The organism is Novosphingobium sp. fls2-241-R2A-195 (assembly GCF_030209485.1).
Taxonomy (GTDB): Bacteria; Pseudomonadota; Alphaproteobacteria; order Sphingomonadales; family Sphingomonadaceae; genus Novosphingobium; species Novosphingobium resinovorum.
This window is the reverse complement of sequence record NZ_JARVRY010000004.1, coordinates 39,223-59,579: the sequence shown is the minus strand read 5'-3', so window position 1 is coordinate 59,579 and position 20,357 is coordinate 39,223. Positions and strand designations below refer to the sequence as shown.

Sequence of the window (20,357 nt, the reverse complement as noted above, 5' to 3'; positions counted from 1 at the left end):
ATGACCCGGCCCTTTGACGGACACACCCTCTCGCCCGAAACCGTCGCTTTCCTCGACGGGGACATGCGCCTTCTCATCGACGGTGAGCGGGTCGAGGGCGAGGCCTTCCACGAAACCCGCGATCCGGCGACTGGCATTGTGCTCGCGCGCTTCCACGTCGGCGGCAAGGCGCAGATCGACAGCGCCGTCGCTGCCGCGCGTCGTGCTTTCGAGGGACCGTGGGGCAGCATGGCCGCCGCCGAGCGCACCGCGATCCTGCAGCACCTCGCCCGGGTCATGGAGGCCAACGCGACGCTGCTAACCGAACTCGACGTGATCGACAACGGCATGCCGCGCTTCATCGCAGGGCTGACCACCGCCAACTGTGTCGAGATGGTGGATTACTACGCAGGCGCGATCCTGCGTATCGAGGGCACCACCACGACCCCGCCGCGCCATGTCTCCGCCGAGGCCGAAGCGCTGACCTACACCTTGCGCGAACCGGTCGGCGTCGTCGGCCAGATCGTGCCGTGGAACGTGCCGCTGTCAACCGCGATCCTCAAGCTCGCCCCGGCGCTGGCGGCGGGCTGCACGGTCGTCGTCAAGCCATCGGAGGAAACCCCGCTTTCCTTGCTGGCACTGGCCGACATGATCGGCGAGGCGGGCTTCCCGGCGGGCGTGGTGAACATCGTCAACGGCTTCGGCGCGACTGCCGGACAAGCGCTGGCCGAGCACCCGGACGTGGACAAGGTTTCCTTCACCGGATCGACCGCGACCGGACGACGCATCGTCATGGCGGCGATGGGCAACCTCAAGAAAGTCAGCCTGGAACTCGGCGGCAAGAGCCCGGTCATCGTCATGCCCGACGCCGACCTCGCCCTCGCCGTGCCCGGCGTCGCGATGGCGACGTTCTTCCTGCAGGGCCAGAACTGCATGGCCGGCACCCGCATCTTCGCGCATGAGGACATCTATGACGCGCTGATCAAGGGGCTCGTTCAGTTCGCCTCGGGCATGACGCTGGGCCACGGGCTCGATCCCGCGACGATGCAGGGGCCGCTGATTTCCGAGGCGCATTGCGGCAAGGTCATGGCGCATATCGACGCCGCGAAGGCAGCCGGGGCCCGGCTCGTCACCGGCGGCGAAAAGCTGGCGCGGCCGGGCAACTTCGTCCAGCCCACGATCTTCACCGACTGCACGCCCGACATGGCGGTCATGCGCGAGGAGATTTTCGGCCCCGTCATGGCGGTGCAGAAGGTCGCGACGACCGACCTCGACGAACTCGCACGGCTCGCCAACGACACGCCTTACGGCCTGTCGGGCAGCGTCTGGACGCGGGACATGGCGGCGGCGCACCGGCTGGTGAAGCGGGTGCGTTCGGGGCATGTCTCGATCAACTGCCACGGCGCGGTGGGTACGAATATTCCGTTCGGCGGCTACGGCCAGTCCGGCTGGGGCCGCGAGTTCGGTCAGGAGGGCCTCGACGGCTATCTCGAGACCAAGGCGGTGACGGCGCGCCTATAAGGCGGCGGTCTGCCCTTGCCGTGCCGCCGCTGCCCGCCAGCGCCGGTAGCCGAGCACGGCAAGAGCGACCATCGCGGCGTAGAGCCCCGCCGTCAGCCACAAGTCCTTGAACGCGAACATGCCGACGTAGAGCACGTCCACCGCGATCCACAGCAGCCAGTTGGCCGACTGCCGCCGCGCCGTCCAGTACTGGGCGACGAGGCTGAAGCTGCTCAGCCCCGCGTCCATCCACGGCAAGGCGGCGTCGGTGTAACGGCTGGCGAGCCAGCCTATCGCGGCCGCACCGACAGCCCCGGCGCCGAGGCCCACCGCAGCGCCGAGCAGCGACAGCGGCTTGACGACGATGTCGCCGCTATCGGCCTTCCCGCGTCCCCAGGACGCCCAACCGTAGAGGATCGCAACACCGAACAGCGCCTGCAGCATCATGTCGGAATAGAGGCGCACGTCGAGGAAAACCTTGAAATACAAGGCGCAGGCCAGCAGGCTGACCGGCCAGCACAGCATCCAGCGGCGGGCAGTGAACCAGATGCCGAGGAAGCTGACGACGACGGCGACAATCTCCAGTATCGACATCAGGCTGCGGCCTCCAACCGGCTCAGGAAATCGCGTCCCGGCGGGGACAGGAACCACTCGGCGTGCCCGATGAGATAGCCCTGCCACGCGAGGTCGGCCTGACCGCGATCAGCGAGGATTCCTGCGAAATAATCAACTTCCGACAAAGCGAATTCGACATGCACCAGCGGCAGCAGACAGGCGATCGTCCGAACATCCGCGCCGGTCAGCGGGAGGACCGTCCGGTAGCCCGCGATCACTGCCCGAGCCGCCTGCGGATCGCCCGCATTTCCGCCGATTTCCAGCCAGGGAATGGCCGTTCGCTCGATCGCCGTGGCGAGGTCGTGGATAGCGCAAGTCCGGGTCGCGAGACCGAAATCGATAACGGCACTCACAGTGCCCCTAACGGACCATAAGAGGTTGGAAGGGTGCCAGTCGTTGTGCGTCCATAGGGTAGGCCGACCCTTGATCCGGTCCACAATTCCCTCGCCCAGCGCATCGAACAGTCGAGCCAGTTCACGGCGCCATGACTTGTCATCGAGGTAGGCGTCGAGAGCCGGCCGTGCTGCCAAATAAGCCTCGGCCGCCGCGAGCGGGTCGGACGAAAACACGATGGTGAAGCTGGCGACCAGCGGACGATCCTCTCGCGCCTCGGCTGCGAAATCACGCGAAGCCGCATGCAGCCGGGCCAGCGCGACGCCAGCCTCGAAAGCATGATCATGCGAGAGGAAGGGCGTCCACGACTGCAGCTCGCGGTAGAGATCGATGCCCGGCGCCCGGCGATGGAGTTCGTACGTCCATTCCCCCTGCGCCACCGCTCCGCCACCGTCCGACGTCACCATGACCTCGGGCACGCTCAGCCCTTTCGCCCGCAGATGTGCCATGAAGGCGTGCTCCTCGCCCAGCGCGGCGGGGGAGCGCACCGCGCGGTGGTGGCGCTTGAGGAACAGCGTTTCCCCGCCCGCTTCCACCAGCGTCGCGGCCGAGAACGGGCGGGGGGAATGCCAGCGCAGCGCTTCCACTCGCCCGACTTGCGGGAAGTGCGCGAGAACGCCTTCCGCCTCGGGCTCGGTTATCGCGGGCCAGACGGGCGCCTCAAGCTCCGTGCCCATCCCGTGCACGAGATGGTCCGCCCGAGGCACCCCGCCGCTCATGTCAGAACGCGCGTGACAGTGTCGCGACCACCGCCCGGCCGCCGCCGATGTAATAGGCGGGCGCGGAACCCGAGATCACCGTGCCGCCCCGACCCACCGTGTCCTGCGCGTTGCTGCTGACCGAGTACACGCCCGAAAGCACGCGCGGATTGGTCACGTTGATCGCGTTGACCCGCAAGTCCATGCGCTGCGCATCGATCAGCCCGGCCAGATGCACACCGATCGCCAGGTCGAGCGTCGCATAGCCCTTGATGCTCTCGTCGTTCATGAACGACGAATATTGCCGCCCAACGTACTTGAGCGCGGTGCTGCCGAACAGGCGCCCGTCGTCATAGGTGCTGCCCACGGCGAACTGGAATTCGGGGCTCGACACCGCGCGCTTGCCCTTCGTCGGCAGATAATCGCCACCGATGGCCAGATCGTCGTCCTGCCGCGTGTGCAGATATTCGCCCGAGGCGTAGATGCTCACGCCCTTGGCCGGGCGATAGTCGATCTCGGCGTCGAGGCCGTAGCTGGTCTGACTGCCGCCATTGACCGTAGAATTGACCAGCGCCCCGCCGCTATTGATCACCGTCGCCACCTGCCGGTTGCGGAAGTGGTAATGGAACGCGGTCAGCGAAAATGACAGGCTCGGCCCAATATAGCGATAGCCCAGTTCCTCGGAGACCGAGTACTCGTTCTTGAGGTTCGAAGTCCCCTGCTGCACCACCTCGCCGCCATAGTAGCTGTTGTAGAGCGCGAACTCGTTAGGCGTGCGGAAGTTCGTGGTCACGTTGGCGAACAGCTGCTGCCGCTCGTCCAGCTTGTAGTGCACCGACGCGCGCGGAAGCGCCGCGAAGCTGTCGGTATGCACCTTGTCCTGCGGCCCCGGCAGATGGTTGCGGCCATTGCGCAGTAAATCCACGCCTTTGAAGCCCACATCGAGGGTCAGGCGCGGCGTGACGGTCACGCTGTCGGCGACGAAGAAGCCCTTGGTCACCGTGACCGTACGCGCGTTCTCGTAAGCGAGCAGGCGGCCGTCCGCAGTGCGGATCGCCTTGCTCGGATAGCCCCACTTGTCGAAGGGCTGCCCCTCCGCGCCGATCGAGGTGTAGGTCTGCTGTACCCGGTCGGTGCCGTAGTCGAACCAGAGCCCCGCCGTGATCGTGTGCGCGCCGGCCTCCAGCGTCAGCTTGCTGACGTTGCCAGTGCGCATCTGCTTGCCGGTCCAGTTCCCCATCACCGTGGCGAGGCCGTCCACCGCTCCCGGCAGTTCCACCGGCTGCGTCAGTTCCTCGGTGCCGAGGTAATTGCCGGTCGTGGTCAACTGCGTCCCGTAAGGCGCGTTGCCGTAGCCGAACTGGAGATACGTGGTGCTGTCGAGCGTCAGACCGCTGCCGAAGTTCAGATGCACCGGCGCGGAGGCGTAGAGGTTACGGAACGGCGCGCGGTAAAGGCGCCAGTACCCGGTATCGCCTTCGGTATACTTCGTGCTGTAATTGAAACCGCGACCGTAAGCGCGCCAATCGGCCAGCGTCGGCGCCGGATAGCCCGAAGTCTCGGCCTCGTTGAACGACAGGGCGAGGCTGGCGCGGTTGCCCTCTCCCCATTCCGCCAGCAACTTGGCGTCGATATGCTGGCGCTTGTCGAAGCCCGGCCCTCGCCAGTTGTCGGCGCGGTTGTTGGAGTACGACACGAAGGCCTTGAGCCCGGTATTGCCGATCTCGCCGGTATCGAAGCGCGCGAAAACGCGCCGTTCGTCGAACGAACCGACCGACAGGTTGACCAGCCCGCCCATCCGCTCCTTCGGGTCATCCAGCGTCAGCGACAACAGGCCGCCTGCCGCCGCGACGACCGGCGCATCGATGTCCGCTCCGCCCTGCACGAGCCTGACCTGACGCACGTTCTCGGCATCGGCGAACTGCGAAGGATAGGCGTTGTAATAGCCGATGTCGTTCTGCGGCGCCCCTTCCATCAGCACGCCGATCTGGTCCTGCCCCAGCCCGCGCAGTGTCAGGCTGGAACTGGCCGAGAGCCCGTAAGGGTCGCTCATCGATACATTGGCGCCGGGTAGCAGGTTCACTAACTGGAAGGCGTTGAATGTCGGTGCCTGCTTGACGATGAACTCGGACGAGATCGCGCTGACCGCCTTGGGTTCGGTCTGGTCGGGCAGCAGGCCCTCGGGGTCGGCATGACCGATGACCTGGATCGGCGAGGCATCGGCCTCGTCAGCCAGCGCCGGAGCCGCCGCGAACAGGGCCGGGAATGCCAGCGCCGCGCCACAGAGATACGAAAAATTGACCGTCATAGTCTCGCGTCCACTCCACTCGGAGGGATAACGGACTTGCCGCCAACCCTCCCTACGCCGGTGTCAACCGGATCAGGTTCAGCGGGTCGTGGTCTGCTGACCACCTCTCAGCCGCGCATGAGCGGCCCCCCGGGGATGGAGCGCGCCTTAGGCGCTTCGACGCGAAGTGGGAAGCGATATTATTACAGGTTGGAGTCAGGGGCTGCCGTGAAAGAAAGCGTCTGAACGGATAAGGCTGCGGCAGCACGGCCCGCCATCTTGCCAAGCGTCGTGGCCGCAAGCAGACCGTTACCGGCAAGGTAGCCATAGGACGCATCGCCGGACAGGCCCCGCGCCGCGCCTCCGCCTGCGAAGAGGTTGGGAAACGCCGTCCCGTCCTCGTGCAGCACGCGCGTCCGGCTGTCGATCACCAGCCCACCCTGGGTGTGAAACAGCGCGCCCGTCACTTTGGCGGCATAGTATGGACCCACCAGAACCTGCGAAGCGGCGAACGATCGCCCGAAGGCGTCCTCCCGCTCGCCCCGCGCGATCGCCGCGACCTCGGCACAAGTGCCCTCCAGTGCTGCGACGGGCACCCTGATCGCCTCGGCCAGCGCAGGCAGGGTGGGTGCGCTCACCACCGCACCGGCGCGCAGGGCGTCCCGGTAATCGTCGAAATCACTCATCAACACATGCAGCCGCTCGTCGAAGATCGACCAACCGACACGCCCCGGCTGCGCATTGAGCTTGGCCGCCTGTTCGGAATAGCCGGCGGATTCGTCGGAGAAGCGGCGCCCCTCGACGTTGACCTGAAAGCCGCCTTCCATGATCAGCGGCCACAGGATCGGCACGGCATGGCCCACCGCCAGCCCGCCATGGCCCTGGTAAGCGGTCATGTCGGCTACCGCGGCGCCCATCTCCAGCCCCCAGCGGATGGCATCGCCCTTGTTGCCGGGATGGCCGTGGAACGTCGCCTCCGCCATGTCGGGGATGAACCGCGCGACCATCTCCGCATTGCCCGCGAAGCCCGAACAGGCGAGGATAAGTGCATCGCAGGTGACGATTTCCGCGCTGCCGTCGGGGCGTGTGTAGCGCACCGCGGTGACGCGGTCGCCGTCATGCAGCAATTCTTCCACGGTCGCTTCGGTGAGGATGGGTATCTGCGCCTCCCCACAAGCCGCTTCGAGCGCCGCCATCAACTCGCCCCCCGTCCGGTTCGGCGTGCCGTACATGCGGCGCACGCTATGCCCGGGGTAGAGAAACCCGTCGACGAGATCGAGCGGCACTCCATGACAATCGCGCAGCCACGCGATCGTCTCGACCGATTCACGCGCGACGTGCAGCGCGAGTTCGCCATCCACGCGGCCCTTGGTCTTCGCCACCATGTCGGCGGCGAAGATTTCGGGCGTATCGACGATCCCTGCGGTTTCCTGCTCGGGCGTGCCGCTGGCCGGGATCAGGCCCGTCGACATCGCGGTGGAGCCCGAAGGCGAGGCGTCGCGTTCCAGCACGAGGACCTCGCTCCCGGCGTCGTGCGCGGCGAGCGCGGCGGTCAGGCCGGTGCCGCCGGCGCCGACGATGACGATGGGAAAGTGCATTGCGTCGCTCATGATCGAAACCTGTCCGCGAGAAGGGCTTGCCCATGAGGATGTGCAAGCGGCCCGATCACGAATGGAGAAGCAAGGCGCTCCCTGTCCTGCCCCCTCTTCGCGCCTTTTCAACAGACGAACATCGCCGCCTGCCCGGAAAATTCACTGCGCGAACATTCACGAACGAAGCGGGTCAAGCATGCGCGGCCGGGCGCTAGCCTCGAAGCAAAGGCCTGCCGCGATGGGGACGTAAAGACCATGCCCGCTCACGATACCACTGCCCTTCGGACCGCGTTCGTCACCGGCAGTTCGAGAGGGATCGGGAAGGCGCTGGCGCAAGCGCTGCTCGACCGGGGTATCAACGTCTACATATCCTCTTCCGATGGCGAGGATGCCCGCCACACGGCCCGGCACCTGCACCAGGATCGCGCCCGCGCCGAAGGCGGCGCCTGCGATGTCACGAGTGCCGATGCGGTACGCGCGGCATGGGACGATGCCTGCGAACGGTTCGGCGGTATCGATATCTGGATCAACAATGCCGGGCTGGCGCTCGGCGGCGGGCTGGTCGACATGCCCGAAACCGAAGTGAGCCGAATGCTCGACATCAACGTCATGGGACTGGTGCATGGCTGCCAGACGGCGATCCGCGGATGGCGCGCAGCCGGCAGGCAGGGGGCGCTCTACAACATGCTGGGGGCAGGGGCGGACGGCACGCTGATGCCCTTCATGAACGGCTATGCCACCACCAAGGCCGCCGTTACCTACCTTACCCGCTCTCTGGCCGAGGAGATGAAGCATAGCCCAAGCCTCGCCCACCCCATCGTCGTCGGCGCAATCAGCCCCGGCCTCGTCATCACGGAGGGCTTCCTGCGCGAACACGCAAAGCTGGATGCCGAGGGCGCGCGCGCCCGTCGTGACTGGGTAAATCTCATTGCCGACCACCCGGAGACGATCGGCCGGTGGGCCGCCCGCATTGTCGATACGAACACCCGCAACGGCCGGATCTTCACGTGGCTGACGCCGCGCAAGATCCGTGACCGCCGCAAGGGCAAGCCGCGCGACGTGCTTGCGCGTTATTTCCCGGTGGAGCCTTCCTGACCACCTCCATCGATCGCCTCAAGCACGATATTGGGCAGCATCGCATTGTCCCAGACCGGCTTTGCGGGCGGACGTTCGCCAGTGCGCAGGATCACCAGCTGGTGCGATGGTACAATGTAGACCACCTGATTGCCATTGCCGTCGAACAGGAACAGGTCCGCAGCCGCATAAGGCGCGGAATGATAGGACCGACCGAAAGGGACTTGCGGGTTGGCCGGCCCTCGCCATTCGACATAAGGACTGCCGATATAGACGCCGAGCCCCGCGTGCGGGTTCTGCTCCGTCGGCGTGACCATGGCCTTGACGAAACCCTCCGGCAAAAGCCGCCTGCCTTCCCAAACCCCGTCGCGGACGAGCAGGATACCCAGCCGCAGATAGCTTTCGGCGGGCAGCAAGGCGCAGCAGCCAGAATGCGGCGTGCCGTCCGGGCGGTTCATCCAGATCCGTCCGCCCCGCGCGCCGATCGGTGCCAGCACTTCGCGCGCGATCCATTGCTCGAACGGAATGCCGGTAGCCCGCTCGATCAGGGGAGCGACGAGTTCGCCGTTGGCGTTGGAGTATTCGTAGCGGTTCCCCGGCACATCGACGAGCGGGTACTCGTCGATGATGATGCGATCGTGATAGGGGTGCAGGTAGGCACGGTTGAGGATGTCGCCGGGATTGGGCGCGGCACCTTGCGGAAGCAGGCCCGATCGCATCCCGAGCACTTGCCGGATGGTGATCGCCGCGCGCGGTGTCCCCTGCCATTCGGTAATGAAGTCCGCCATCGGCTGGTCGAGCGACGCGATCTTGCCGGCCACGATGGCCCGCCCAACGGCGATGACCGCCAGAGGCTTGGACAGCGACTTGGAGATGATCGGCGTATCTTCATGCGTATCGCCGAAATAGTCCTGCTCGACCAGAGCGCCCTTGTGCCAGACCATGAACGCCGAACTGTTGCCCGATGCAGCATAATCCCTCGCCTTCGCCAGTGCGGCAGGTGCAATGGAGTGCCCCGCTGGTAGCGGGCGCCATTTGCGGACACCGTCCAGCGGCCCCAGCGTATCGTAGGTCGCTATCCCCGTCTCTCCGGTCACGTACTGCTGATAACGCCGCATGTAGAGCGCCTCCGCGTCCCGAGGGGACATCTCCGCAGCCGTCTTGGGAGACGGGCGAGGAGTCGAGGCGCACCCCGTCAGGCATAAAGCCGCCATGCCGGACAGCAGAGTGGCAGGCAACGCAAGTCTCATCGCGGATTTCCCCAAGGCGAAGGCTGCACACTGCCGCGACGGAGGGCTCCGGCGAATGCCTGCTCCCATCACTATTCATCTGCTGAACAGACACGATCATAACGCGCGCCATTTTACCGGCTTGGCGTCAATCCTACGGCCTGGAGGCCAGATGACACGACAGCCAGAAGGCATGAACACTTCGCTCACCCCCGTTCTGAAACAGCGGGGCCGTGCCTCGGTCGATTTCCTCGTGCATTTCGGGCGCGGATCGCAGGCCGTGCGCGCGCAAGGCGATCGCGAAATCGCCGCCGCCGTTCCAGACCCCTCCTCGCTCCCTGACGACCTCGACGAGCGCGGCCGGTGGATGGAAGACGCCATGGCCGCGAGCCGCCCCTGGCGCGTATCTCAGGCGGTGGGCGAATGGCATTCCACGATGCACGGGCTGATCGCACGCGAGGCTTTCGAGGAAATCCTGCCCGACCTCCAACCCGTGATTGCCCACTTCCAGACAAATGGCCCGGCCACGCTCGAACCTGCTGCTCCGGACGAGGCCGCGCCGTTCTATTGGCAAGGCGTAAACTTCCACCGCACTGCTGGCGGGTGGGACGATCACCCCCTGCAGGGATACATCCACGGCGAAATCGTCCATCGCCGACTGGTCGAGGCGATGTTCCCCGGCGGCATTTTCCTCCAGCGCCGCGCGATCGCCGGGATGCCTCCGCGTGACGACTATGCGCGCATCCTCGACATGGGCGCATCGACAGGCCACTTCACCGCCGCACTGCAGGAAACCTACCCTTCGGCGCAAATCACCGGAGTGGACCTGTCCCTGCGCGCACTAGAGCACGCGCAGCGGGTCGCCAATGCGCATGGCTGGGGATGGCGCCTCTATCAGCGTCCGGCCGAGCGCACCGGCTTTGCCGAGGCTTCGTTCGACCTCGTCGCGTCCTACATCCTGCTTCACGAACTCCCAGCCGAAGCGATCCGCGCCGTGTTCGCCGAAGCCTTCCGGGTGCTGGAGCCGGGCGGCGACATGATCATGAGCGACGTTACCCGCTACGCCGACATGGACAAGCTCGGCGTCTGGCGAGCAGACAGCGGCGCCCGTTACGGCGGTGAACCTCACTGGCGCGAATCCGCCAGCCTCGACCTTGCCGAAGTCGCCCGTCAGGCGGGCTTCGTCGACGTCAACGCCGTGGGCCTCGGTCCCCGCGCCTATCCTTACGTTGTCCAGGGCCGCAAGCCGCTATGATCGACGCCGACCCCAAGAGCTACAACCACCCCGAACGCCGCACGCTGACCGAGGCGGACAGCGGGCATCTCGCCGCCGGGCTGATCGCCCTGACGCGCGAGGTCTGGGTGCTGGCCGACCGCATGGCCGTGACCGAGGAAGTGCTCGCCCGTCGCGGCATCGACATTCGCGCCGAAATCGACGCCTTCCAGCCCGATGCGGAGTTCCAGGCGAGGCTCAACGCAATGGGCCAGCGCCTCGTCGCGCAAGTGGTGAATGCCGTAGGCGGCATCGGCGCCGACTGAGACCCGGACTCCATGACCGACAGCCCCCTGACCGCCGCCTCGCGCGGCCGAGCCCTCTTCACGATCACGCTGGTCAACTTCGTCTCGCTGGCAGGGTTTGGCTTGATGTTCCCGGTCTTCGCCGTCTACGGACGGCAGATCGGCGCGAGCGGGATCGAGATCGCCGGTACGGTCGCCGCATTCTCCTTTGGCGGCTTCCTGTCCAGCCCGATCTGGGGCCGCCTCTCCGACCGCTACGGGCGCCGGAACGTGATGTTCGCGGGGCTGGCCATCGGAGCGCTGGTCTACGTCCTGCATATCTACGCGACGACGCCTGCGTCGCTGCTGGTCGTGCGCTTCATCAGCGGGCTGACCAACGGCTGCTTTTCGATCACGTTCGCCGTCGCCTCCGACATTTCGACGCGCGAGACGCGCACGCGGGACATGGGCATAGTCAGTTCGGGTTTCTCTCTGGGTTTCATCTTCGGCCCCGCCATCGGCGGGTTCGCGTCCAGCATTACCGGGCAGGACCATGCCTTCACGCTCGTATCGCTGGTCGGCGCCGCGATGGGCCTGCTGGCGGCCGCAGTGACGTGGTTCCTCCTGCCCGAGACCGCAACGATGCACGACCCGGTGAGCGCGGCGCCTGCAATCGGCAGTGTCGCGCTGCTGCGCCTGCCCGCCTTCGCCACGCTGACGTTCATTTCCTTCCTGGCCTCGGCGGCGTTCTCGAAGCTGGAGGCGATCCTCGGGCTTTTCGCCGATGACGTGCTGGGGCTCGATCCCTTGCGCATCGGGCTCATGTTCGGAGGGATGGGCGTGGTCACCACCATAACCCAGCTGACGCTCACCGGACCGACATCGCGGCGGCTCGGGGATCGCGGGACGATGCAGGCGGCACTGGCCACCATCGGCATCGGAATGCTGGTGCTCGGCTGTGCGCATGACCTGTTGGTCGCGGGAATCGGGCTGACCTTCACCTCGCTCGGCTTCGGGCTGCTCAATCCCGCGCTCTCCGGCCTGACTTCACTTGCCACACCCCCTAGTGCGCAAGGCATGGGCCTCGGCCTCATGCAGGCGGCCAATTCGCTGGGGCGCGTGTTCGGACCGTTGATGGCCGGACCGCTCTACGATCTGCTGGGACCGCCAGCCCCGCTCCTGTGGGGCGCGGCGATGTTCGCCGGCACTCTCGTTGCGGCATGCCTGTTTCCGGTCGTCGCCCCGCAGAGCACCGCGCGGTAAATCTCCGCAGCAATTTCGGCAGGTGAAAAACCCGCCAAACGCCATTCGACTTGAGCTGCGATCGAGCGCCTGATCCGCGCCTGACCGATGGAGAAGCGAATGAGCGACGCGGCCGAACTCGTACTGGAAGTGACGCCCCCGCCCGCAGTTGCCGATGTCCCGGCGCACCGGCGCGACGGCACCGGGCCGGTCCAGCTCAGCCGCGCCGACCTCGTCGCCTACGGGCTGGCCGCTTTCGGCCCCGGCCTGCTTCTCAATCCGATGACGCTCTATGTTCCGCAGATCTACGCCAAGGAGTTCGGCATCAGCCTTGCCGCGCTGGGATCGGCGCTGGTGGTCCTGCGCATCGTCAATGCCTTTACCGACCAGGTGATCGGATACGTCTCCGACCGGACCCGCACCCGCTGGGGCGCCCGCAAGCCCGCCATAGCGATCGGCGCCGCGCTGGTCCTCGTCGCGGCGTTCTTCCTGCTGCGCCCACCGCCGATGGCAAGCCTCGCCTATCTGGTCGGGTGGAAGATACTCTACGATTTCGCCTATACCCTCGGCGACATCAACTACACGTCATGGGGCGCCGAGCTTTCCAGCAACTACGATACCCGCTCCCGGATCACCGGCATGCGGGGGCTGATCAGCCAGATCGGCAACTTGTGCAACGATGCCCTGCCGATCATCCTGGCATGGGCCGGGCTGGTGGCGACGTCCGCCTATTCGATCCCGGTACTGGGATATTTCTTCGTCGTCGCGGTGATCGTCATTCCGCTGACCACCGCGATCAGCCTCGCCCGCGCGCCGCAGGGCACCGCGCCGCCGATCGAGCGCCCTCCGTTCTGGACCTTCGTGCGCAGCGTGCGCGGCAACCGGCCGCTCTGGCTGTACCTTGCGGCGTTCTGTCTCGGCGGGATGGGGCTCGGTACGCTGCAGATCATGTTCACGTTCTACGACGGCTACCTGCGACTGGGCTCCTGGTATCCCTACCTCATGACGGTCTTCGCGATCACGATGGCGGGCACGACGCCGCTATGGTCATGGATGGCCCGCCGCATCGGCAAGCACCGCGCCTACGTGGTGTCCGTCGTGATCGTCAGCCTTGCGACGCAAGGCTACTGGTTCCTCGATCCCGACACGCTGACGCAGGAGTTCATCGTTTCGGTCAGCATGGTGATCGTGTTCTTCATCGGCATGGGGGCGAGCGCGGTCATGGTCCTGTCGCCCGCGATCCTGGCCGACGTGGTGGACTATGGCCGCCTGCGCACGCGCGAACAACGCACCGGCAGCTACTATGCGTTCTACATGCTGACCAGCAAGATCGCGACGGCCATCGGCGCAGGGATGGCTTTCCTGCTGTTGAGCGCATTCGGCTACGACGCCTCGGCCGGTGCGGTGAACACGGGGACCGCCGCTTTCGGCATCCTCTTCACCGTCGCGGTGTTGCCCGCGATCCTCAAGATCGGCGGCGGGCTGATCATCTGGAACTTCCCGATCGACCGGCGCCGCCATGCGATCATCGAACGCCGCCTTCTCCAGCGCGCCGCGCGCTGAACCCATCTTTTCGAAACGGAGGAATCCGCCCGATGGCGAACGTCTATCTTGATGAAACCAACGTCGATGATCTCGGCCGCATGGTCACGACCCTGCTGTCCGAGATGTGGATCATGCGCGACCGCATGCTGGTGATGGAGGAACTGTTGTCCCGGCAAGGCATCCTCGACAGCGCGACGATCGACGCCTTCGACTGGCCGGCGGAACAGGCCGATCGTGTCGAGACGCTGCGCGACCAGATGGTCGGCTCCGTCCTGGGCGCGCCGCTGGGTGCGCGCGAGCGCCACGTTGACCAGATGCTCGCCCGCGCAGGATACTCCCGCCCTGCCTGAATCAAAAAGGGGCGGACCGTTCTCCGGCCCGCCCCTTTTTCGTACGCGATAAGCCTCAGGGTTTCACGGCCCGCGTCACCCACGGATAGCCGTGATCCCCCAGTGCGTAACCTTCGACATCCACGAAGCCGATCGCGCGCAGTTCGTCCTCCCAGTTGGCAAGGCAGGTTTCGCGGAAATAGGGCTCTTCGCGGTGGTCGTTGTCCCACTCCAGCAAAACCGCGTCGAAGATATCGACCCCGCGGAACGGCGGAGGATCGGAGATCACGATCTCGCCGCCGGAGCGCAGCACGCGGAACACCTCGCGGAACATCTCGCGGTTGACCTCCACGGGTGCCTCGTGATGCAGCGCATAGCTGAAGACCCCGTCGATGCTGCCGGCCGCCTCGCCCGTATCGCGCGCGTCGCGCTGCCGCAGCGTCACTTTCATCCCCATGCGCTCGGCGATCCTAAACCCCTCCGCCAAAGTCTGGCCGTTGAGGTCGCAGCCGATCAATTCGGCCTCCGGAAAGACGCGGTGGATCGCCATGAGCGTGAAGACCCCGCCGCACCCGATCTCGAGGATGCGCCCCAGATCAGCCTGCCGGAACTGGCGCACCACATCGATGCGCTGCGAGCCGATGTTGGAACTCGGAGGCACTGCCGCGAAACCGCCGTAGCGGAACACCCGGCCGATCCCGCCGCCCTTAGCACCGAGATCGTAGTCCTCCGCCCCATGCGGCGAGAGGTGGTAGTGAACGCCTTCGTAGTAAGCGGGCAGCGGCGCATCCCCGTCGAGTTCGAGCGTACCGCCCGCGCCCTCGACCGGAGCGGCATCCTGCATCACGTGAAAATCGCGCATCTCCTCGACCGAGACGACGTTGCGGCTCATCATCTCCTCGGCGACGTAGCGCTGGACGAAGCGCTCCATGCGATGCACCGGGAGGGCTGACGCCACCTTGATCGCGCTGTCGACGCGGGCGGCGACCTCTTCGGCGCCGGTGGCTCCATCTTCGTGCTCGCGGGCCAACTGCGCGCCCTGCTCGGTTGCGAGAAAGTCCTCCCGGGCGACCGAGCGCAGGCTGGTGGACGAATACTTCAGCATAGCCGCCAGAGCGTCGAGACCCGCACGGCTGCGCTGCGTGATGGTGCTGGAATTCAGGTTCGACGCGGTGTTCGTCGGCGTATTCATCGCCCCGGCTCCGTCATTGGTGAAACAGGATCGGCCGATACTATTCCCCCGCTCCAAACCCGTCGCTTGCGACCGTGTCCGGTTTTCGTCAGGCGAAAGTCCGCATCTGCAGTCTCGCCTCTCTTTCGGCTGGTGAAAAGGCCGCCAATACGGCGTTTCTCCGGGGCGGGCCGTGCACCATGTTCATGGCCAGGCCGACTGGCCCATTCCCGTCAGAACGAGGTCCAACGTCCATGAAGCGTATGATGATCGCACTCACTTTTGCGGCCGCTTTTGCTCCCTGCGCCCTGCACGCCCAGAGCGCCGCCGAGATCGCTACGGCCAAGGATGAGATATGGGCATTGGAACGCTCGATCTATGCAGGTCGCGCAAAGGGCGACCTCAGCAGCTATGCCGACAATCTGGCCAAGGGCTACCTCGCATGGCCGCCGGTCTCCGCGAAGCCGCTGGGCACGACGACGCTGAAGGCCAGCGCAGCGGCGACCCACACATCGCAGGAGAAGCTGGAAATGACATTCGTAGACTTCTCGATGAACGGGAACACGGCGGTCATCTACTACAACACCCACCGCACGCGCCGCGCGGACGGCACGCCGTGCGACGACCACTTCGACACGACGCACACCTGGCTGCGCGAGGACGGCAAGTGGCACGTCTTCGCCGGAATGGCGCGGATCACGCCGGGATCGGCTGCCCCCTTAGGCCACGAATAATATCTGAGGCCCGCTCGGCCAGAGCCAGCACCGCTGCATTGGTCATGGCCTGCGGGATCGAGGGCATGATCGAGGCATCGACGATCCGCAGCCCCTCGATGCCACGGACCCGGCATTGCGGATCGGTAACCGCAAGGTCGTCGCGCCCCATGCGGCAGGTCGAGACGGGATGGAAGAACGGCGACGCGGTGCGGCGAATGTGCTCCGCCAGCGCCTTGCGATCCCGTATGCCGGGGCCGGGATGGACTTCCGCCGCGACCCATTCGCGCAGCGCCGGTTGCGACAGGATTTCGCGGCTGATTTCGAAGGCATCGACCAGAGCCTCGACGTCCTGCGCCTCGGCCAGATAGTTTGCGTCGATCCGCAGCGCCTTTCCGTCTCCCAGCGTCAACGACCCGACCGAAATCGGCGTCATCAACGCGGGCACGAAGGAAAAACTGTCCGGTGGCGGTGCGCCCAGTTCAGGACTGAGGAACGGCACGGTCAGCCCCATGATCTGCAGGTCGGGCACTTCGTCCATGAAGCGACTGCCTGCGATGATCAGCGACTCACAGTGGTTGAAGCGGGATGCCGGAACGGGGCGGCGCGCCCGCAAGAGCAGCCCGGGCACCAGCGGATGATCCTGCAGGTTGCGGCCGATTTCCGGGCTGTCGAGCACCACCGGGATACCCTGTGCCGACAGCATCGCCGCACCGCCGAGGCCCGACAGCAGCATCAGGCGCGGCGTGTCGATCGCCCCTGCACTCAGGATCACTTCGGCGACCTTGCCGATCATGACCGCTCCGTCCGAAGTCAGCGCCTCTATTCCGGTACAAACCCTGCCATCGAACACGAGCCGCTGCGCGGCAATGCCGGTTGCGATACACAGATTGGAGCGGTGCCTCACAGGGTCCACAAAGGCACTCACGGCGGTATCACGGCGACCATCGCGGATGGTCAGCTGCGTCCAGACTGTGCCGTCACACCGCTCCGCGTTCCAATCGGGATTGGCACCATGACCGGCCGAGACGCCCGCCTCATGGATCGCAGTCGAGAGGGGGTTGCGCTCCGCCACGTCGCTTATGCGAAGCACGCTCAGCGGGCCGTCCTGCCCCCGGTATTCAGGATCGCCCGACGACGCCGCTTCCAATCGGCGGAAGTAGGGCAACAGCCCCTCGCCGCCCCAACCGGGGTCGCCGGTCGCTTGAGCCCATCGGTCGTAGGCGCGCAAAGGCCCGCGCTGGAAACCCAGCGCATTGATCAGCGTCGAGCCGCCAAGGCCCTTGCCGCGCGGCTGCGCTACGCTTCTGCCCAGAAGACCGGGCTGCGGTGTCGAGGCGTAGTTCCAGTCGTTGCCCCCGCCTGCGAGGCCGGGCCAGGCCGGCGGCGACCAGATCGCGGCATCCTCCGCTTCGTCCCCAGCCTCAAGGAGCAGCACCCGGCGTTCGCCATCCTCGGACAGCCGCCGGGCCAGAACGCAACCGGCCGAGCCGCCTCCAACGATGACATGGTCCCAACTCGCGGTCGCAAGGGAGCCGGGGTCGACCGGCCGACCGCCGATGGTGACGTGAGTTCGGGAAGGCGCCATGCTCTGTCTCGTTCAAGTGCGACACCGGCCCGAGGCAATTCCGGGCCGGTGTCGCCGATACTCAGAAGTTGAACCGGCCGCGCAGGCCGAACTGGCGCTTGTCGGCAGCGAATGCCGCCATCGACAGGCCACCCGACGGCAGCGCCTGCGTATCGCCGCCCGACTGCGCCGACTGGATGGAGCGATTGTCGAACAGGTTGGTCACGAAGAAGATGACCGAGTACCGATCGTTCTCCACGCCCGCCCGCAGATCGACATTGGCATAAGGCGCGTACCAGTAGCTATTGGTGTTGTCCTGGTAACGACGGCTGCGATACTGGATATCGCTCTCCAGCAGCAGGTCGAGATCGCCCGTCAGCGGCGCGCGATAGTTCAGGCTGCCCACGGCCGAGTGACGCGCCGATGCTTCCAGCCGCTTGCCGTCGAGGTTGACGAAGCAACCTTTCAGATTGCCCTCGGTACGGATGGTGCAGCCGCCCGCCAGCGCGATCGTGATCGGGCTTGTCGAGGGCAGGTCGTAATCGGTGTAGCGCGCATCGAGATACGTATACCCGACAGAGAACGTCAGGCCCGGCGCGATGACGCCCGCCAGTTCCACTTCGGCGCCGTCGATCCGCGCGCCGCCGACGTTCTGCACGAGGCTGACGTTGCCCTGCGGGTTGACGCTGAAATCCACCGGCACCAGCGTCGATTCCTGCTTGTCCTTGTAGTCCATCCGGAAGATCGAGGCGTTGAAACGCAGCCGCCGGTTGAACAGGCTCGACTTGAAGCCGATCTCGTAGTTGTTGAGCTTTTCGGTGCCGAACGCCGCATCGTCCGGGTTCGGCGTCTGCACCTGCGACATGCCCGCCGGCTTGATCCCGCGCGAGAACGAACCGTAGAACATGAGGTCCGGATTGACCTTGTAGGTCAGTCCCACCTTTGGCGCGAAGTAGTTGGTCGAAGTGCTCGCCTCGAACACGCTGCCGGTCAGCGCGAAGGGATAGACCCCGTTCACCGCCGTCGTCGAGATGGCGATGCTGCGCGCGAAGAGATAGTCGTACTTCTCCTTGCCGTAACGGCCTTCGGCGGAGACCGTCAACTGGTCGGTCAGGTCGTATTCGGCGAGGGCGTAGGCGGAATAGTGCTCGGTCGTGCGGCCCTGATCCTGCGCCGGGCCATAGCCTCCCAGCAGCGCGAGGTTGGAATAGATGTTGACCGGCTGCCCGCCCGCACTGAACCCGGCGTTGGAGATGCTGCCCAGCTTCTGCTTCACGTCCTCCCACCAGTAGAGGCCGCCCACGGCCCAGCGGAAGCCGCTGCTGGTCTGGTCGCCGATGCGCACTTCCTGGCTGAACTGCTTGGTCAGCGTCGCTGCGTCGAAGAAGAAGAAGCCGGTCGCGATGCCGCCTTCGGGCACTTCGGCAAGCTGCGTCACGCCCGCCTGCGTATAGGACGTCAAGGGACGGCCGAAGAAGTCCGCATCCTGCCGCTGACGCGAACGCGAGCGCGTGAAGCCGGTCCAGGTCGAGACCGTGATGTTGTCGCTCACGGCGAATTCGCCACGCAGGCTAGAGAGGAACGTCTTGACGTGCGTGCCCGGGAAATCCTCCCCGGTCGCCGGATCGGCCGATAGCATGACACGGCCGATGCCCTTGCCGATCTTGCCGCGCTGCGCGACATAGGCGGTGGAGCCGATCGTCGTCTGCGGCGCACCGATGATGCCGACCTGCTGCCCGGCCACGTCCGAGGGCAGCGCGATGGCCTCACGCATGTTCACCTCGGGCGCACCGCCGATGTAGTATTGCGGACGCACTTCGTAGGTGTCGTCCGAATAACTCGCGCGGGCGACGAGCTTCACGTCGCTGGACGGCTGGAACTTCGCGGCCACCGCGCCGCCCTTGGACTCGTAGCCGCCGATGCGCTTGCCGGTGACGTCGTTGTCGTAGAACCCGTCGAAGTAGGAATAGGCCCCGTTGAAGCGGAACGAGAGTGTATCCGTGGCGGGCAGGTTGATCGCGCCGCGCAGTTCGGCCTGGCTGTAGGTCGCGACTTCGCCGCTCACGTAGCCTTCGACCCGGTCGCTGGTCGGCTCCTTGCTGATGTAGTTGATCGCGCCGCCGAAAGCCACGCGGCCATAGAGCGCCGACTGCGGCCCCTTCACCACCTCGATCCGCTCCAGATCGACCAGCTTCATGTTCGCGAGGTTGCCGCCGCCCGCCGAAGCGATGGACTCCGAGGAAATGTCGATCCCGTCGAGCAGAATGCCCACCGGCGGGCGGCCGCGCGTGGCGGGAAGGCCGCGAATGTTCGGGCGCACGTCCTGCTGGACGAAGCCCTTGTCCATGAAGATGCCGGGCGTCTGCTTCACGACGTCGGCCATGTCGCGGATGCCCTTGTTCTCGATCGCATCGGCGCCGAACGCCTGCACCGTCAGCGGCACCGACTGCAGCGTCTCCTCGCGGCGGCGTGCGGTGACGGTGATCTCGGTCAGCTGGCCGCCCTCCTCGGCCCTCGGCGCGGAACCGCCGTCCTCTGCGAATGCGGTTCCCATATAGGCATGGGCGAGGGCGATGACGCTCGCCGCGCGCATGATGGCGTACTTCTTCATGGATTCAGCCCCCTTGTAGATATGATTGTTATGGACCGACGTGTCGGTCGTCCCCGGCCAAGGCGATGGCGCCTGCTGCGGGGTACGGGGGAGAAGTTCACCCGAGGGGCGCGAACCGCCAACTCGTTCGCATCGAGATATTCTTATCGTGGATACTTGCCGCGCATATCTGCGTCCGCAGCCCGCGAATGCCGAATATGACAAGGCGCCGAGCCGCAGCGCGATGACTTTACCCTCAATCGTCATTGCGAGCGCAGCGAAGCAATCCAGGGCGGTTTACGCGGCCCTGGATTGCTTCGCTACGCTCGCAATGAC

16 protein-coding genes and 1 riboswitch are annotated in these 20,357 nt (G+C 65.8%); of the genes, 8 read left to right on the top strand and 8 right to left on the bottom strand.

All coding sequences use genetic code 11. The annotated features are described in order from the left end of the window. Window positions 1–1,500: an aldehyde dehydrogenase family protein gene (locus QRN25_RS03375; protein ID WP_285017458.1), complete on the top strand. Its 1,500-nt coding sequence runs from the start codon at window positions 1–3 to the stop codon at window positions 1,498–1,500. On the opposite strand, the gene pnuC is transcribed toward QRN25_RS03375, so the two are convergent. The 4 genes from pnuC to QRN25_RS03355 all read right to left on the bottom strand — a co-directional run bounded on the left by pnuC (window position 1,495) and on the right by QRN25_RS03355 (window position 7,082). Continuing rightward, window positions 1,495–2,073: a nicotinamide riboside transporter PnuC gene (pnuC, locus tag QRN25_RS03370; protein ID WP_285017457.1), complete on the bottom strand. Its 579-nt coding sequence runs from the start codon at window positions 2,071–2,073 to the stop codon at window positions 1,495–1,497. The genes QRN25_RS03375 and pnuC overlap by 6 nt on opposite strands. Continuing rightward, a complete protein-coding gene (locus QRN25_RS03365; protein ID WP_285017456.1) occupies window positions 2,073–3,206 on the bottom strand; it encodes a phosphotransferase enzyme family protein in 1,134 nt (377 codons plus the stop codon). Before QRN25_RS03365 ends, pnuC begins: the two co-directional genes overlap by 1 nt. 1 nt (window position 3,207) lies before the next feature. Continuing rightward, complete coding sequence (locus QRN25_RS03360) at window positions 3,208–5,493, bottom strand: TonB-dependent receptor (protein WP_285017455.1); 2,286 nt, start codon at window positions 5,491–5,493, stop codon at window positions 3,208–3,210. A 32-nt stretch (window positions 5,494–5,525) separates the two neighbouring features. Continuing rightward, a riboswitch (TPP riboswitch) is annotated at window positions 5,526–5,635 on the bottom strand. A 40-nt stretch (window positions 5,636–5,675) separates the two neighbouring features. After that, window positions 5,676–7,082, bottom strand: coding sequence for an FAD-dependent oxidoreductase (locus QRN25_RS03355; RefSeq protein WP_285017454.1), 1,407 nt, complete (start codon window positions 7,080–7,082; stop codon window positions 5,676–5,678). 237 nt (window positions 7,083–7,319) lie between these two features. Here QRN25_RS03355 and QRN25_RS03350 point away from each other — a divergent pair, with 237 nt between their 5' ends. Continuing rightward, window positions 7,320–8,159, top strand: coding sequence for an SDR family oxidoreductase (locus tag QRN25_RS03350; RefSeq protein ID WP_285017453.1), 840 nt, complete (start codon window positions 7,320–7,322; stop codon window positions 8,157–8,159). Here the strand turns inward: QRN25_RS03350 and QRN25_RS03345 are convergent. Next, window positions 8,135–9,256 (bottom strand): serine hydrolase domain-containing protein, encoded by a 1,122-nt coding sequence (locus QRN25_RS03345; protein WP_285017452.1) that lies wholly within the window; start codon window positions 9,254–9,256, stop codon window positions 8,135–8,137. The genes QRN25_RS03350 and QRN25_RS03345 overlap by 25 nt on opposite strands. A gap of 283 nt (window positions 9,257–9,539) precedes the next feature. Between QRN25_RS03345 and QRN25_RS03340 the strand changes: the two genes are divergently transcribed. From QRN25_RS03340 to QRN25_RS03320, 5 genes are all read left to right on the top strand, one after another. Beyond that, entirely contained in the window at window positions 9,540–10,622 is a 1,083-nt protein-coding gene (locus tag QRN25_RS03340) for a class I SAM-dependent methyltransferase (protein WP_285017451.1), read from the top strand. Continuing rightward, the gene (locus tag QRN25_RS03335; RefSeq protein ID WP_285017450.1) at window positions 10,619–10,906 is read left to right on the top strand and encodes a hypothetical protein; all 288 of its coding nucleotides are present in this window, start codon (window positions 10,619–10,621) and stop codon (window positions 10,904–10,906) included. Before QRN25_RS03340 ends, QRN25_RS03335 begins: the two co-directional genes overlap by 4 nt. Before the next feature lie 12 nt (window positions 10,907–10,918). Continuing rightward, complete coding sequence (locus QRN25_RS03330) at window positions 10,919–12,127, top strand: MFS transporter (RefSeq protein WP_285017449.1); 1,209 nt, start codon at window positions 10,919–10,921, stop codon at window positions 12,125–12,127. A gap of 99 nt (window positions 12,128–12,226) precedes the next feature. Continuing rightward, entirely contained in the window at window positions 12,227–13,669 is a 1,443-nt protein-coding gene (locus QRN25_RS03325) for an MFS transporter (RefSeq protein WP_285017448.1), read from the top strand. A 32-nt stretch (window positions 13,670–13,701) separates the two neighbouring features. Then, window positions 13,702–14,001 (top strand): hypothetical protein, encoded by a 300-nt coding sequence (locus QRN25_RS03320; RefSeq protein WP_271182954.1) that lies wholly within the window; start codon window positions 13,702–13,704, stop codon window positions 13,999–14,001. Between the two features lie 55 nt (window positions 14,002–14,056). Here the strand turns inward: QRN25_RS03320 and QRN25_RS03315 are convergent, their stop codons facing one another. Then, entirely contained in the window at window positions 14,057–15,172 is a 1,116-nt protein-coding gene (locus tag QRN25_RS03315) for a class I SAM-dependent methyltransferase (protein WP_285017447.1), read from the bottom strand. A gap of 233 nt (window positions 15,173–15,405) precedes the next feature. Here QRN25_RS03315 and QRN25_RS03310 point away from each other — a divergent pair, with 233 nt between their 5' ends. Beyond that, a complete protein-coding gene (locus QRN25_RS03310) occupies window positions 15,406–15,885 on the top strand; it encodes a nuclear transport factor 2 family protein (RefSeq protein ID WP_285017446.1) in 480 nt (159 codons plus the stop codon). Here QRN25_RS03310 and QRN25_RS03305 read toward each other — a convergent pair. Both QRN25_RS03305 and QRN25_RS03300 read right to left on the bottom strand, forming a co-directional pair. Beyond that, entirely contained in the window at window positions 15,848–17,452 is a 1,605-nt protein-coding gene (locus tag QRN25_RS03305) for a GMC family oxidoreductase (protein ID WP_285017445.1), read from the bottom strand. The genes QRN25_RS03310 and QRN25_RS03305 overlap by 38 nt on opposite strands. Before the next feature lie 61 nt (window positions 17,453–17,513). After that, window positions 17,514–20,042 carry a TonB-dependent receptor gene (locus QRN25_RS03300; RefSeq protein ID WP_285017444.1) on the bottom strand — a complete coding sequence of 843 codons (2,529 nt, stop codon included), beginning with the start codon at window positions 20,040–20,042 and terminating at the stop codon, window positions 17,514–17,516. Window positions 20,043–20,357: the final 315 nt, after the last annotated feature.

Excerpts from the sequence above, each read along its gene's own strand:
- QRN25_RS03315 (WP_285017447.1), bottom strand. The coding sequence starts at position 15,172 with ATGAATACGCCGACGAACACCGCGTCGAACCTGAATTCCAGCACCATC.
- QRN25_RS03350 (WP_285017453.1), top strand. The coding sequence starts at position 7,320 with ATGCCCGCTCACGATACCACTGCCCTTCGGACCGCGTTCGTCACCGGC.
- QRN25_RS03310 (WP_285017446.1), top strand. The coding sequence starts at position 15,406 with ATGAAGCGTATGATGATCGCACTCACTTTTGCGGCCGCTTTTGCTCCC.
- pnuC (WP_285017457.1), bottom strand. The coding sequence starts at position 2,073 with ATGTCGATACTGGAGATTGTCGCCGTCGTCGTCAGCTTCCTCGGCATC.
- QRN25_RS03355 (WP_285017454.1), bottom strand. The coding sequence starts at position 7,082 with ATGAGCGACGCAATGCACTTTCCCATCGTCATCGTCGGCGCCGGCGGC.
- QRN25_RS03375 (WP_285017458.1), top strand. The coding sequence starts at position 1 with ATGACCCGGCCCTTTGACGGACACACCCTCTCGCCCGAAACCGTCGCT.
- QRN25_RS03365 (WP_285017456.1), bottom strand. The coding sequence starts at position 3,206 with ATGAGCGGCGGGGTGCCTCGGGCGGACCATCTCGTGCACGGGATGGGC.
- QRN25_RS03320 (WP_271182954.1), top strand. The coding sequence starts at position 13,702 with ATGGCGAACGTCTATCTTGATGAAACCAACGTCGATGATCTCGGCCGC.
- QRN25_RS03325 (WP_285017448.1), top strand. The coding sequence starts at position 12,227 with ATGAGCGACGCGGCCGAACTCGTACTGGAAGTGACGCCCCCGCCCGCA.
- QRN25_RS03300 (WP_285017444.1), bottom strand. The coding sequence starts at position 20,042 with ATGAAGAAGTACGCCATCATGCGCGCGGCGAGCGTCATCGCCCTCGCC.
- QRN25_RS03360 (WP_285017455.1), bottom strand. The coding sequence starts at position 5,493 with ATGACGGTCAATTTTTCGTATCTCTGTGGCGCGGCGCTGGCATTCCCG.
- QRN25_RS03335 (WP_285017450.1), top strand. The coding sequence starts at position 10,619 with ATGATCGACGCCGACCCCAAGAGCTACAACCACCCCGAACGCCGCACG.
- QRN25_RS03305 (WP_285017445.1), bottom strand. The coding sequence starts at position 17,452 with ATGGCGCCTTCCCGAACTCACGTCACCATCGGCGGTCGGCCGGTCGAC.
- QRN25_RS03330 (WP_285017449.1), top strand. The coding sequence starts at position 10,919 with ATGACCGACAGCCCCCTGACCGCCGCCTCGCGCGGCCGAGCCCTCTTC.
- QRN25_RS03340 (WP_285017451.1), top strand. The coding sequence starts at position 9,540 with ATGACACGACAGCCAGAAGGCATGAACACTTCGCTCACCCCCGTTCTG.
- QRN25_RS03345 (WP_285017452.1), bottom strand. The coding sequence starts at position 9,256 with ATGCGGCGTTATCAGCAGTACGTGACCGGAGAGACGGGGATAGCGACC.